The following is a 13,860-nucleotide window of genomic DNA, read 5'->3' as shown; positions in this document are numbered from 1 at the left end:
CGGCCGCGAAAGCCCAAGGATATCAGGGCATCCGGTACACCGCCGGATCGATGCCCAGCCACGGCTTGGCGGCCGGCACGGCGACGCTCACCTGCACCGGCCCGGCCGGCACGACGCGCGCCACCGCGGTCGCCGGCTGCGCCGTCGCCCCGTCGCGCCACGCGGCATAGGCGGTGAAGAAGTCGGCGAACGGCCGGTCGAGCGTCGGCAGCCGCTCGGCGGCGAAGGCGGACAATTGCTCGTCGGGCAGCACCGCCATGTCGGTCAGCGTCTGCGCCGCCGCCGCGCAGAAGCCCGGCCGCGCGAAGGACTGCCCGTAGAAATTGTACGCGCGCGTCATCGCGTCGTCGTACCGATCCTGCCACTCCGCCGGGTCGAGCGCGCGCCACTCGGCCGCGTACCGCTGCTCGGCCGCGCCCAGCGCCGCCTTACGACCCGTCAGCATCGCATTGTAGGCGCCGACCACCGCCTCGCCCTGCCCGCCTTCGCGGCAGACCAGCGCCGCGACGTTGAGCGCGGCGCGCAGGTGCCACACCGTGCCGTCCGCGGAGAGCGCGCGCCCCGGCGTCGGCCAGCCGCCGTCCAGCGTGCGGGCGGGGATGACCATGCCCGGCACGCCGCCCGCGGGCATCGCCGGCGCGGGCGGCGCGACCGGGGGCGGCGGCGCCTCCACGGCGACCGCGACGGGCTTGGGAGTGCAGCCGACGGCGAGGACGGCCGGTAGCAGGAACGCGGATACGCGACGCATTGGAACCCTTTCACCCCCGGTGATCGGGCCATCGCACGGCGAACGTTAACGCCGGGTAACCACGCGCGTCAGGCGCCGCGCTTCTCCAGCGCGCCGGCGGCCTCCGCCATCAGTTCGGCCAGGATGTCGGCCAGCGGCTCCTCCCTGGTCACCATGCCGACCGACTGGCCCGCCATCACGCTGCCATGCTCGACGTCGCCGTCGATCACCGCGCGGCGCAGCGCCCCGGCCCAGTAATGCTCGATCTCCAGCTGCGCCTCCGCCATCGCCACCGCCGCCTCGTCCAGCCGCCCGGCGACCTCGCGCTGCTTGGCGGTGAACAGCTCGCCGCCCGCGTTCTTCAGCGCGCGTACCGGGATCACCGGCAGCCGCGGGTCGATCTGCACGGAGGCGACCGCGTCGCGCGCGGACGCGCGGATAAAGGCGCGCTTGAAGTTGGGATGCGCGATCGATTCGGTCGCGCAGACGAAGCGGGTGCCGAGCTGCACGCCGGCGGCACCCATGTCCAGGTAACCGGCGATCGCCTCGCCCCGGCCGATGCCGCCGGCGACGAACACCGGCACCTGTTCGGCGATCGTCGGCAGCATCTCCTGCGCCAGCACGGATGTGGAAACCGGGCCGATATGCCCGCCCGCCTCCATCCCCTCGATCACCAGCGCGTCGACGCCCGATCGGATCAGCTTCTTCGCCAGGCTGAGCGCGGGGGCGAAGCAGATCACCTTGGCGCCCGTCGCCTTGATCGCCTCCAGCGATCCCTTCGGCGGCAGCCCGCCCGCCAGCACGACGTGGCCGACGCCGTGGCGGCCGCACACCTCGATCAGCGCCATCAGGTCGGGGTGCATGGTGATGAGGTTGACGCCGAACGGCCTGCTGGTCAGCGCCTTGGTCGCCTCGATCTCGCGGTCGAGCAGCTCCACCGTCATCGCCCCGCAGGCGATCACGCCGAAACCGCCCGCGTTGGACATCGCCGCGACCAGGTTGCGCTCCGACACCCAGGACATGGCGCCCGCCATCACCGCCACCTCGCTGCCGAGGAACGCGGCGCCGCGCGCCATGCGCCGCTGGAGGCGCGCGGCGCCGCTGTCGTGGGCGCCGCTGTCGTGGGCGCCGGTGTCGTGGGCGGGCGAGGAGGCGGCGAGCGTATCGGTCATCGCCTGCCCATGCCTCCCTCCGCCGCCCGCGGCAAGCGTGCCCTCAGAGGCCGACCACGCCGCCGTCGTCGCGGGTGATGACGATGGTCGCCGACCTTGGCCGCTGCCCCGCCGCCGCGCCGCCCTGGTTGGCGGGCCAGTTGCTGGTCAGGTTGGCGATCGAACCGCTCTCGCCGGGATGCTGGATGTTGACGAACAGCGACCGGCCATCGGGCGTCGAGTGGATGCCGGTGATCTCGCACTGTTTCGGCCCGACCAGGAACCGGCGCAGCGTCGCGCCCGGCGCCTTGCCCACCAGCGTGTTCACCTGGCTGGTGGTGGTGGCGTTGGCCGCGGTGGTCAGCGTGTTGTTGACGGTGCGGGCGCCACCGTCCCCCGTCATGCCGGGGATCGCGGCCAGCATCATGCAGTTGGTGACGTCGGTATAGGCGCCGTCGTCCGTCTGGATCCACATCACCGGCGTGACCTGGCCCGACGCGTTGGACGGCAGGCCGAACCACAGCCCGTCCGGCGACGAGAAGTCGTTGCTCGCGTCGAGCCCCGACAGATTGATGTTCTGCGCGTTGAGGTCCGCCCCCGCGCCGAAGGCGTAGATGTCCCAGGCGAAGCTGATCGCTTCCGACGTGTCGCCTGCCTCGCGGATGCGGATGACATGGCCATTGGCGTTGCCGCGCGTCGCCTGGGCGCTGGTCGGCGGATCAGCGTTAACGACGTCGCCCTGCGGCAGCTTGGGATCGACATAGGCGCGCGGATTGGCCGCATCGGCGGTGGCGGGGGTGCGCGACGTGTTGTTGGTCAGCGTGCAGTACATCTCGCCGGTCGCCGGGTTAACGGCGGTCCATTCCGGGCGATCCATCCGCGTCGCACCCAGCGCGTCGCCGGCGAGGCGCGCGTTGATGAGTACGTCGGCTTGGCTGGTGAAACCGTTGGCGGCGGTCAGCGGCCCCTGCCCGAACACCAGCGGCAGCCACTGGCCGCGCCCGGTCGCGTCGAAGCGCGCGACGTAGAGCGTGCCGCGGTCGAGATACTTGTCCCCCACCGCCAGCCGGTCGGTGCGCGTCGCGTCGGCCGCCGACCACACCGCGTCCGACACGAACTTGTAGATATACTCGTTCTGCGCGTCGTCGCCCATGTAGAAGGCGGGGCGCACGCCCGGCACGGTGCGGCCGATCTCGCAGCCCTCGTGGTTCATCCGGCCAAGCGCGGTGCGCTTGCGGGGCACGGAGGCGGGGTCGAACGGATCGATCTCCACCACCCAGCCGAACTGGAACGGCTCGTTGCGGAAATCGGCGTCGGCGGCGACCCCCGTCGTCGCGGTCGCGTTCCAGCGGCGGAACCGCGTGTCGGCCGGATTGGAGGGCCGCACCGTGCTCCAGAAATAATTGCCCGCTCGTCCTTCGCCGATGCCGTAGCGGCGCAGCGACTCATTCTGACGCGCCTGCCCCGTCGCGGCGCGCACGGCGAGGTCGCCGGCGTCGCGACGGAAATAGCCGGCCCAGTTCTCCTCGTTGGTCAGGTAGGTGTGCCACGGCATCGTACCGTTGGCGCAGTTGTTGATCGTGCCGCGGCCGGTCGTGCCGTCGGGCGAATAGGCGGTGCGCAAGGACGGATCGCCGCGCACCGGCCCGCTGAAGCTCATCGGCGTGTTGGGTGTGACGCGGCGGTTGAGCGCGGCGGTGGGGGCGTAGCTCCACGCACCGCTGGTGCCCGCGCGATTGACCTCGATCACCGACACGCCGTGCGCCTCGATCTCCTTCAACGCCTCCGCCTCCGGCCGGGGACCGGCGGCCGTGAAATTGGACGGGCCGTTCGGGTGGAGATAGACCTCGGTGATGTTCTCGTGGTTGAGCGCGAGCAGGCCGCGACTGCTGTTGGTCGGGTCGGGCGCGTTGCCGGCCGCGGCGAGGCCGAAATAGGTCATGCCGTCGTGGTGATCGCCCGCGCGCTGCGCGAAATTGCCGTCCGTGCCGTTGTTGGCATAGGCGCCGACGCCGGCCGCGATCGGGTCGCCCAGCCGGTAGAGCACCGCTACCGAGTAGCCCGCGGGCACCGCCACCGTGTCCGCCAGGCTCTTGGCGACCGCGGTGAAGCCCAGCATCGGCGCACCGATCGTCACCGACACGTTGGCCGACGCGGCGGACAGGTCGCCGGCGCGCGCGGCGAAGCGGAAGGTCAGCACGGTCGCCGCCGCCACCGCGGGCGCGACGAAGGTCGCGACGCTGCTCTGCGCGTTGTTCAGCACCACCGCCGGGCCGCTGTCCTGCGTCCAGGCGATGCTGTCGGGCGTGGCGCCGGATACCGTCCCGGTCAGCGTCACCACCCGCCCCGCGCTGGTCGCGCCCGAGGCGGTGGCGGTGACGGTCAGGGGGCCGCCCGCCCCCTCGTCCTCGTCGTTGCCGCAGGCGGTGAGCAGCGCGCCGCCGAACACAGCCGTCGCCATCGCTGAGATGCCACCCATCAGCGTCTGCCGCCGCGAGTAGCGCTCGGCGACCAGGTCGTTCAGGTGCGCGCCGCCCGAGCGGTTGGTATCGATGTCGCCGTCGTCGTAACTGGTGTCGATGGTCATGCTGGCTCCCCCCGGAAAGGCCGTTCGTGTCGGGGAGCCGTGTGGCCGCGAAATGCGGCGCCGCGATTTCAGATACGCGACGCCGTCATGTCACTGGAATGACGGGGCGATGACGGCCCTCACGCCGCCTCGGCATCCAGGCCGTAGGCGGTGTGCAGCACCCGCACCGCCAGCTCGGTATAATCCTCCTCGATCAGCACGCTCACCTTGATCTCGCTGGTGGTGATGGCGAGGATGTTGATCCCCCGCTCGCCCAGCGTGGTGAACATCGTCGAGGCGACACCCGCGTGGCTGCGCATGCCGACACCCACCACCGAGATCTTGGCGACGCGCGTGTCGTGGACCAGCTTCTCGAACCCGATCGCCTCGCGCGCCTGGCCCAGCACGTCCAGGCTGCGCGGCAGGTCGGCGCCCGGCACCGTGAACGTCACGTCGGTCGACCCGGTCGAGTGGGCGACGTTCTGGACGATCATGTCCACGTTGATCCCGGCCTCGGCGAGCGGCGCGAAGATCGCCGCCACCGCGCCCGGCTTGTCCGGCACGTTGGTCAGCGTGATCTTGGCCTCGTTCTTGTCATGGGCAATGCCGGTAATCAGCTGCCGTTCCATCGTGATCTCCTCTTCGCCGACGATCATGGTGCCGGGCAACGTGTCGGCCATCGGCGCGTCTTCTCCGGTGAAGGAGGACAGCACCTGCACGCGCACCCCCTCCTTCATCGCCAGGCCGACCGAGCGGGTCTGGAGCACCTTGGCCCCGACCGAGGCGAGCTCCAGCATCTCCTCGTACGTCACCCGCGCCAGCTTGCGCGCGCGCGGCACGATGCGGGGATCGGTGGTGTAGACGCCGTCGACATCGGTGTAGATGTCGCAGCGCTCCGCCTTCATCGCCGCCGCCACCGCCACCGCCGACGTGTCCGATCCGCCGCGGCCGAGCGTGGTGATGCGACCGCCCTCGGCCACCCCCTGAAAGCCGGGGATCACCGCCACCTCGCCCTTCGCGAGGCTCGCGTCGAGCGCGGCGGTGTCGATCTCGCCGATCCGCGCGCGCGAGAAGACGTCGGAGGTGTGGATCGGCAGCTGCCAGCCGAGCCACGACCGCGCCGGCACGCCGACCGCCTGCAACGCGATCGCGAGCAGCCCGCTGGTCACCTGCTCGCCCGCCGACACCACCACGTCGTACTCGCGCGGGTCGTAGAGCGGCGACGCCTCGCGACAGAAGCCGACCAGCCGGTCGGTCTCGCCCGCCATCGCCGAGACGACCACCGCCACCTGGTTGCCCGCCGCCACCTCGCGCTTGACCCGCGCGGCGACGCTGCGGATGCGCTCGATCCCGGCCATCGACGTGCCGCCGAACTTCATCACGATCCGCGCCATGGTCGAGCTTTTATCTCCTTGGGGGCAACCGGCGGCCCTGATAGGAAGCGCGCATGACCCTGACAAGCACACCGGACCGGCCCACCACCATCGTCGCGGCGGAGGCGGCGCATTTCGGCAAGATGGCGGCCGACTGGTGGGATCCGAAGGGATCGTCGGCGATGCTCCACCGGCTCAACCCGGTGCGGCTGCGCTACATCCGCGCGGCGGTGGACGCGCACTGGGGCGCGGACGCGGCCGGCTTCGCGCCGCTCGCGGGGCGGCGCGCGCTCGACGTCGGCTGCGGCGCCGGCCTGCTCGCCGAGCCGCTCGCCCGGCTGGGCGCTGCCGTCACCGGCCTCGACGCCGCGCCGGAGAACGCCGCCGCCGCCGCCGCCCATGCGCAGGCGGGCGGCCTTTCCATCGACTATCGCGCCGGCTCGGTCGAGGATCTGGACGGCGAGCGCTTCGACCTCGTCACCTGCCTGGAGGTGATCGAGCATGTCGGCGACCGCGGCGCCTTCGTCCGCGGCCTGGCCGAGGCGGTGGCGCCCGGCGGCATGCTGATCCTCTCGACACCCAACCGCACCGCGCTGTCCCGCCTCGCGCTGGTCGGCGCGGCGGAGGCGACCGGCCTGATCCCGCGCGGCACCCACGATTGGGAGCGCTTCCTGACGCCCGAGGAGCTGACGGTGCTGCTGGCCAGCGAGGGACTGGGCGTGCGCGACGTGACGGGCATCGCCTTCTCGCCCGCGACCGGCTTCACGCTGGGGCCGTCGCTGGCGCTCGACTACATCCTCACCGCCGTGCCGGCCTAGGTTCGAACTCGATCACCCCTGGTCGTCCCATTGCCGTTCGTCCTGAGGAGAGGCTGAGCAAAGTCGAAGCCTCGTCTCGAAGGACATGTGCTTCGAGACGGCATTTCGACAAGCTCAATGACTCTCCTGAGCGCCTGCCTTGCAGGCAGTCGAAGAGCCTCATCAGCACGAACGGTTCTATGTAAAGTCGTCATGCGCTAGGCTAACCATCCTCTGCCTCGTTGCGCTCCGACGCGCGCTGCAATGCCGTCTTGGTCATGGCGGTGAACGGATCGGCGAGCGCCAGGCCCAGGATGCCGAACAGCGTGCCCGCCAGGATCTGCATTCCCAGCGTCAGCGCCGGCGGCATGTCGACGGTGCGCTTGGCGACGATCGGCGCGATCACGTACCCGTCGATCCCCTGCACGATCACGTAGGTGGCGACCGCCCACCAGCCCGTGTCGCTCCCCGCGCTGAACCCCACCGCGACCATCAGCACGCCGGTCACGAACGCGCCGATATTAGGGATGAAGGCGAGGATGCCGGACAGGATGCCGAGCAGCAGCGCCATCGGCACGCCGCCTACCCACAGGGCGGCCGCGGTGAACACGCCCTCCACCGCCATGCCGAGCAGCCGCCCGGCCAGCAGGCGGCGCAGCGTCGCCCCCATCCGGTTCAGCGTTTCCGCGAACTCGGGCCGCGCGCGGCGGGGCACCAGCCATTGCAGCCCGCGCTCGTACACCTGCGGGTCCATCGCCAGGAACAGGCCGAGCACCAGGATCATGAACATGTTGGTGATCGCGCCCGCCGCCGTCCCGACCCAGCCGGACAGCCGGCCGAGCGAGCCCAGCGCCTGCTGCGCCAGCCCCTTCAGGTCGGACGTGCCCGGCATCAGCCCCTGATCGGTCAGCCAGCCGCTGACCGCCGCCGCCTGCGCCTCCAGCGTCGATCGCAGCTGCGTCACCTGCGCGGCGACCTGCACGCCCGTCAGGTAGAAGGTGCCGAGCAGGAAGGCGACCACGCCGACCACGACGATCAGCAGCCGCCAGCCGCGCGCGATCGGCAGCACCCGGCCGAGCAGCCGGACGCCGCCGTCGAGCATCGCGGCGATGACGATCGCGAAGAAGATGATGAGGAGCGGCCTGACGAGCAGCACCACCAGCGCCACCGCCACCGCCATGCCGATCCAGATGGCCGCGCGCCGGACCTCGGCGCGGATGGCGGGATCGCGCACCTCGGCCGGCGCCGCCTCGACCACCGGCGACGCCGCGTCCGCCATCAGTCCGTCGTCGCCGGGTGGAGCGAGGTGCCCGCGCGGCCGCCGCGCAGCGATCCCCACCAGGTCAGCGGGTTCCACGTCGCCTCGCCGTCGACGCTGAACGTCACGAACTCGGCACGCCCGCCCAGATTCTCGTACGGCACCGGGCCGCCCAGCCCCATCTCGCCCAGCGAGTAGCGGCTGTCGGCGGAACGGTCGCGATTGTCGCCCATCAGGAACACGTGGTCCGCGGGGATGGTCACCGGCCCGTAATCGTCGCCGGGGCTCCAGCCGAGCTCGATCGTCTCGTAGCGGCGACCGTTGGGCATCGTCTCGGTGACCGTCGGCAGGCGGCAGACCTGCTGCCCGTTCACCATCTGCCGCGCCCCCGGATAGTCGACCGGCGAGCAGGGGCTGTTCGCGTCGACCGGGATCAGCGTGTCGTGCACCGGCCCGCGCGGCAGCGCGCGGCCGTTGAGGAACACGACGCCGCCCCTCACCTGCAACCGGTCGCCGGGCAGGCCGATGACGCGCTTGATATAGTCGGTATGCGTGCCCGGCGAGGTGACGATCACCACGTCGCCGCGCGTCGGCAGCGAGCCGAGCAGCCGCCCGTGGATGAAGGGCAGCTGCACGCTCCAGCTGTCGATGCCGGGCTCGCGCAGCACCAGCGAGCGGAAAATCGCGACCGGATCGGGGATCGTCGGCGAGACGTAGGACCAGCCATAGGCGAATTTGGACACCACCAGCCGGTCGCCGACGCGCAGGCCCGGCAGCATCGATTCCGACGGGATGTAGAACGGCTTGGCGATGAAGCTGTGGAAGCCGAGCACGATCAGGACCAGCCAGAACACGCCCTTGATCTCGCCCCACCAGTCGGTGGTCTTCTTCGCGGGCGGCGCCTTGCGATCGGCGGTGACGACCGCGTGGTCGTCGGGTGTTGCGCTCAAGCCCATGTCCTTCAACTGCTCGGGTCCGGGATCGCCTCGATCACCACCAAGGCCTGTGCCCAGGGATGATCGTCGGTCAAGGTCAGGTGGATACGGGCGACGTGGCCCGCCGGCACCAGCGCGTCAAGCCGCGCCGCGGCGCCGCCGGTCAGCGCCAGCGTCGGCGCGCCGGAAGGGGCGTTGACCACGCCGATGTCGCGCATGAACACGCCCTGGTTGAAGCCGGTGCCCACCGCCTTGGAGAACGCCTCCTTGGCGGCGAACCGCTTGGCCAGCGTGCCCGCCTTGGTGAACGGCCGTCTGGCCGCCCGCGCGCGCTCCGCGTCGGTGAACACGCGGGTCTCGAACCGCTCGCCGAACCGGTCGAGCGAGGCGCGGATGCGCTCGATATTGCACAGGTCGGAGCCGAGGCCGAGGATCATGCGCCATACCTCCCCGGCACGGGGAGGAGGACCAGCCGCAGGCTGGTGGAGGGGCAGCCAAGCAGCGCCGTCGCTCCGGGTTGCCCCTCCACCACGCCCTGCGGGCGCGGGCCCCCTCCCCGTGCCAGGGAGGTATGAAGGACGTTACCCACGCGCCGCGTCCATCGCCTCGCGCATCCGTCGCACCGCCTCCGGCAGCCCGACGAACAGCGCCTCGCCGACCAGGAAATGCCCGATGTTGAGCTCGCGCAGTTGCGGGATCGCCGCCACCGGTCCGACATTGTCGTAGGTCAGCCCGTGCCCCGCATGCACCTCGATCCCGTTCTTGGCGGCGAGCGCGGCGGCGTCGGCCAGGCGGCGCAACTCCTCGGCGCGCAACTCGGCGTCCTGCGTGCCGCCCAGCTCGGCGTAGCGGCCGGTGTGCAGCTCCACTACCGGCGCGCCGAGGCGGATCGCCGCCTCGATCTGCGCCGGATCGGGTTCGATGAACAGCGACACGCGCACCCGCGCCGCGCCCAGCTCGGCGACCATGGGCGCGAGCACGTTGTGCTGCCCGGCGGCGTCGAGCCCGCCCTCGGTGGTGCGTTCCTCGCGCTTCTCGGGCACGATGCACGCCGCGTGCGGCCGGTGGCGCAGCGCGATCGCCAGCATCTCGTCGGTCGCCGCCATCTCCAGGTTGAGCGGCACCGTCAGTTCCGCGGACAGCCGCGCGATGTCGTCGTCGGTGATGTGGCGGCGATCCTCGCGCAGGTGCGCGGTGATGCCGTCCGCCCCCGCCTCCGCCGCCAGCCTGGCCGCGCGCACCGGGTCGGGATAGCCGGCGCCGCGCGCGTTGCGGACGGTGGCGACGTGATCGATGTTGACGCCCAGCCGCAGCCGATCGCCCCGCGCTTGTGGGCCGGTCACGCCGCGCGGCTCCCCGGCTTGGTCGCGGGGATCGCCGCCAACTCCGCCGGCAGCGCGTCGGCGGGATAGCTCGGCACGTCCAGGCGGATCAGCGGAAAGAACGGTACGCCCAGATCGGCGGCGCCGTTCGACCGGTCGACCAGCGCCGCCGCCGCCACCGTCTCGCCGCCCGCCGCCGCGATCGCGGCGATCGCCTCGCGGGAACTGAGCCCGGTGGTCACCACGTCCTCCATCATCAGCACGCGCTGGCCGGCGACCAGGCGGAAACCGCGGCGCAACTCGAACACGCCGGTCGGCCGTTCCAGGAACATCGCCTCCACGCCCAGTGCGCGCGCCATCTCCTGCCCGGCGATCACACCGCCCATCGCCGGCGAGACCACCGCCGTCACCTGCCCGCGCACCGCGGCGGGCAGCCGCGCGGCCAGCGCTTCGGCCAGCCGCGCGCCGCGCCTGGGGTCCATCAGCACCCGCGCGCACTGGAGGTAGCGGGGGCTGTGCAGGCCCGAGGAGAGCACGAAATGCCCCTCCAGCAGAGCGTCGGCGGCACGGAATTCGGCGAGGACGTCCGCCTCGCTCATCTGCTCGGTCATGCTTGCTCTTCCACGGCGGAACGGCGGCCTGATAGGCGCCGTCGCCGCCCGCGGCAATGCAAGGCAACCCGTCCCCAAGAATCGCACGACCCGGCGCTTGAGGCCGGGCACCCTGCCGCGTATAGGCCATGCCCAAACAGGCGGGAGGCGTGGTCCTCGCCGACAATAACGGGGTGACGACGGGAATGCGGAGACACGGGTTCAAATCGATCGCGATGGCAGCGGGGCTTGCGCTCGCCGGCCTCAGTTCGGTCGCGGGGCACGCGGCGGCGCCCGCCCCCGTCGGCGCCGTGGCCTCTCCCGCGCCGCAGGCCGCGGCCGAGCCCGGCGGCGTCTCCAACATCGCGCCGACCACCGCCGGCGCGACGCCCGCCGCCGCCCCGGCCAGCCCGCTGCTGGCGCAGGACGGCGCCCCCGCGGTCCGGATCGATCCGCTGGTCGGCCACCCGCAGGACGGCGTGTTCGGCCTGCAGACCCAGGTGACCAAGAACGGCGAGTTCGCGCACTGGATGCACAACGTCGTGCTGTTCCCGGTCATCACCATCATCTCGCTGTTCGTGCTCGCCCTGCTCGTCTGGGTGGTGATGCGCTACCGCGCCAGCGCCAACGCGATCCCCTCCAAGACCAGCCACAACACGCTGATCGAGGTGCTGTGGACGCTGCTGCCGGTGGTCATCCTGGTGCTGATCGCGGTGCCCTCGATCGGCCTGCTCCAGGCGCAGTTCAAGCCCGCGCCCGTCGGCGCCGTCACGCTGAAGGCGATCGGCAACCAGTGGTATTGGACCTACCAATATCCCGATCATGGCGGGTTCGAGATCACCGCCAACATGCTGAAGGAGCGCAACGAGGTCGCCGCCGGCGAGCGTGCCCGCACCGACGCGGACGGCCCGCGCCTGCTCGCCACCGACAACCGCATCGTGCTGCCGGTGGGCGTGCCGATCCGGCTCATCACCACCTCCAACGACGTGATCCACAGCTGGGCCGTGCCCGCCTTCTGGATCAAGCTGGACGCGGTGCCCGGCCGCCTGAACGAGACCAGCTTCACGATTGAGAAGCCCGGCCTCTATTTCGGCCAGTGCTCCGAACTTTGCGGCGCACGCCACGCCTACATGCCCATCGCCGTCCAAGCCGTCCCGGCGCCCCAGTTCGCCGCCTGGGTCGCGGCCAAGGGCGGCACCATGCCCGCCGCCGGCCAGGCGTCGAACAAGGTGATCCCGCAGCCGGGTGCCGACAGCAACCCGACCGAGCCCGCCACCGACTACAAGGCGCCGCCCGCCGGCCCGAACCCGGCCACCGCCACCACCCCCGCCACGCCCCAGGGTGCGACGCAGAACCCGGCCGGTGCCGGCAACGCTGGACAGTAAGATGACAGACACCGCCCTCCACCCCTCCGCGTTCCAGGCGCACGGGCACGACCATGCCCATCACCACGACGCAGACCACAAGCCGGCGTTCTTCGCGCGCTGGTTCATGTCCACCAACCACAAGGACATCGGCACCCTTTACCTGATCTTCGCCATCTGCGCGGGGATCATCGGCGGCGCCGTGTCGGGCCTGATGCGCGCCGAACTGGCGCATCCCGGCATCCAGTATCTGCAAGGCTGGGCGTCGATGCTCCACGGGGGCGAGGCGTCGTTCGACGAGTCGCTCCACCTGTGGAACGTGCTCATCACCGCGCACGGCCTCATCATGGTGTTCTTCATGGTGATGCCGGCGATGATCGGCGGCTTCGGCAACTGGTTCGTGCCGATCATGATCGGCGCGCCGGACATGGCCTTCCCGCGGATGAACAACATCAGCTTCTGGCTGCTAATCCCCGCCTTCACGCTGCTCCTCGCCTCGCCCTTCTTCGGCGGCGCGGGCAATGGCTGGACGCTCTACGCGCCGCTGTCGACCTATGGCGAGCCGGGGCCGTCGACGGACATGGCGATCCTGTCGCTCCACCTCGCGGGTGCCTCGTCGATCCTGGGCGCGATCAACTTCATCACCACCATCTTCAACATGCGCGCGCCGGGCATGACGCTGCACAAGATGCCGCTGTTCGTGTGGTCGGTGCTGGTCACCGCCTTCCTGCTGCTGCTCGCGCTGCCGGTGCTCGCCGCAGCGATCACCATGCTGCTGACGGATCGCAACTTCGGCACCACCTTCTTCGATCCGGCCGGCGGCGGCGATCCGATCCTGTATCAGCATCTGTTCTGGTTCTTCGGCCACCCCGAAGTGTACATCATGATCCTGCCGGGCTTCGGCATCGTCAGCCAGATCATCGCGACGTTCAGCCGCAAGCCCGTCTTCGGCTATCTCGGCATGGCCTACGCCATGGTCGCGATCGGCGTGGTCGGCTTCGTCGTGTGGGCGCACCACATGTTCACCACCGGCCTGTCGGTGAACACCAAGATGTACTTCACCGCCGCCACCATGGTCATCGCGGTGCCCACCGGCATCAAGATCTTCTCGTGGATCGCGACCATGTGGGGCGGCTCCATGCGCTTCCCCACGCCGATGGTCTGGGCGATCGGTTTCATCTTCATGTTCACCGTCGGCGGCGTCACCGGCGTGGTGCTCGCCAATGGCGGCATCGACGATTACATGCAGGACACCTACTACGTCGTCGCGCACTTCCACTACGTGCTGTCGCTCGGCGCGGTGTTCTCGCTGTTCGCGGGCTTCTACTACTGGTTCCCGAAGATGTCGGGGAAGATGTACTCGGAGTTCCTCGGCCAGCTGCACTTCTGGGTGTTCTTCGTCGGCGTGAACGTGATGTTCTTCCCGATGCACTTCCTGGGCCTGCAGGGCATGCCGCGTCGCTACCCGGACTATCCCGATGCCTATGAGCATTGGAACACGGTGGCGAGCGTCGGCTACATGATCATGGCCGCGGGCATGGCGATCTTCTTCGTCAACCTGGTCTGGTCGCTGATCGCGGGCAAGAAGGCCGGCGACAATCCCTGGGGCGAAGGCGCCACCACGCTGGAGTGGACCCTGTCCTCGCCGCCGCCGTTCCACCAGTTCGAGACGCTGCCCGTCATCGACGGCGGTCGCGACCACTGATCGCGAACGTTCCGGTTCGACCTACCCGAAACGCCCCGGCTCACCACCGGGGCGTTTCTCGTTGGGGAACCC

At 70.6% G+C, this 13,860-nt stretch carries 12 protein-coding genes; 3 read left to right on the top strand and 9 right to left on the bottom strand.

Annotation, left to right across the window (positions count from 1 at the left end; genetic code table 11):
* Positions 1 to 22: 22 nt before the first annotated feature.
* From BM145_RS09760 to BM145_RS09745, 4 genes are all read right to left on the bottom strand, one after another.
* Entirely contained in the window at positions 23 to 748 is a 726-nt protein-coding gene (locus tag BM145_RS09760; RefSeq protein ID WP_143090152.1) for a hypothetical protein, read from the bottom strand.
* 68 nt (positions 749 to 816) lie between these two features.
* On the bottom strand, positions 817 to 1,803 hold the full coding sequence (locus BM145_RS09755) for an NAD(P)H-dependent flavin oxidoreductase (RefSeq protein ID WP_093333629.1): 987 nt from the start codon (positions 1,801 to 1,803) through the stop codon (positions 817 to 819).
* Between the two features lie 139 nt (positions 1,804 to 1,942).
* A complete protein-coding gene (locus BM145_RS09750) occupies positions 1,943 to 4,465 on the bottom strand; it encodes a PhoX family protein (protein ID WP_093333465.1) in 2,523 nt (840 codons plus the stop codon).
* 119 nt (positions 4,466 to 4,584) lie between these two features.
* Positions 4,585 to 5,838, bottom strand: a complete 1,254-nt coding sequence (locus BM145_RS09745) for an aspartate kinase (protein ID WP_093333464.1) — start codon at positions 5,836 to 5,838, stop codon at positions 4,585 to 4,587.
* Between the two features lie 53 nt (positions 5,839 to 5,891).
* On the opposite strand from BM145_RS09745, the gene ubiG reads away from it, so the two are divergent.
* A complete protein-coding gene (ubiG, locus tag BM145_RS09740) occupies positions 5,892 to 6,635 on the top strand; it encodes a bifunctional 2-polyprenyl-6-hydroxyphenol methylase/3-demethylubiquinol 3-O-methyltransferase UbiG (RefSeq protein WP_093333463.1) in 744 nt (247 codons plus the stop codon).
* A gap of 202 nt (positions 6,636 to 6,837) precedes the next feature.
* On the opposite strand, the gene BM145_RS09735 is transcribed toward ubiG, so the two are convergent.
* From BM145_RS09735 to pyrE, 5 genes are all read right to left on the bottom strand, one after another.
* Positions 6,838 to 7,893 carry an AI-2E family transporter gene (locus BM145_RS09735; RefSeq protein ID WP_093333628.1) on the bottom strand — a complete coding sequence of 352 codons (1,056 nt, stop codon included), beginning with the start codon at positions 7,891 to 7,893 and terminating at the stop codon, positions 6,838 to 6,840.
* A complete protein-coding gene (gene lepB, locus BM145_RS09730) occupies positions 7,893 to 8,828 on the bottom strand; it encodes a signal peptidase I (RefSeq protein WP_093333462.1) in 936 nt (311 codons plus the stop codon). The genes BM145_RS09735 and lepB overlap by 1 nt, the downstream gene beginning before the upstream one ends.
* A gap of 5 nt (positions 8,829 to 8,833) precedes the next feature.
* A complete protein-coding gene (gene acpS / locus BM145_RS09725; RefSeq protein WP_093333461.1) occupies positions 8,834 to 9,244 on the bottom strand; it encodes a holo-ACP synthase in 411 nt (136 codons plus the stop codon).
* Between the two features lie 144 nt (positions 9,245 to 9,388).
* Positions 9,389 to 10,150: a pyridoxine 5'-phosphate synthase gene (locus BM145_RS09720; RefSeq protein ID WP_093333460.1), complete on the bottom strand. Its 762-nt coding sequence runs from the start codon at positions 10,148 to 10,150 to the stop codon at positions 9,389 to 9,391.
* Entirely contained in the window at positions 10,147 to 10,728 is a 582-nt protein-coding gene (pyrE, locus tag BM145_RS09715; RefSeq protein WP_093333627.1) for an orotate phosphoribosyltransferase, read from the bottom strand. Before pyrE ends, BM145_RS09720 begins: the two co-directional genes overlap by 4 nt.
* 197 nt (positions 10,729 to 10,925) lie before the next feature.
* Between pyrE and coxB the strand changes: the two genes are divergently transcribed.
* The gene (gene coxB, locus BM145_RS09710; RefSeq protein WP_093333626.1) at positions 10,926 to 12,104 is read left to right on the top strand and encodes a cytochrome c oxidase subunit II; all 1,179 of its coding nucleotides are present in this window, start codon (positions 10,926 to 10,928) and stop codon (positions 12,102 to 12,104) included.
* Position 12,105: 1 nt separating this feature from the next.
* Positions 12,106 to 13,788 carry a cytochrome c oxidase subunit I gene (gene ctaD / locus BM145_RS09705; RefSeq protein ID WP_093333459.1) on the top strand — a complete coding sequence of 561 codons (1,683 nt, stop codon included), beginning with the start codon at positions 12,106 to 12,108 and terminating at the stop codon, positions 13,786 to 13,788.
* Positions 13,789 to 13,860 lie beyond the last annotated feature (72 nt).

The sequence above is a fragment of the Sphingomonas rubra genome (assembly GCF_900115745.1).
In the GTDB taxonomy this organism is placed as follows: domain Bacteria; phylum Pseudomonadota; class Alphaproteobacteria; order Sphingomonadales; family Sphingomonadaceae; genus Sphingomonas; species Sphingomonas rubra.
Note: the sequence above shows the minus strand (reverse complement) of the source record. Positions and strands in the feature narration are given on the sequence as shown.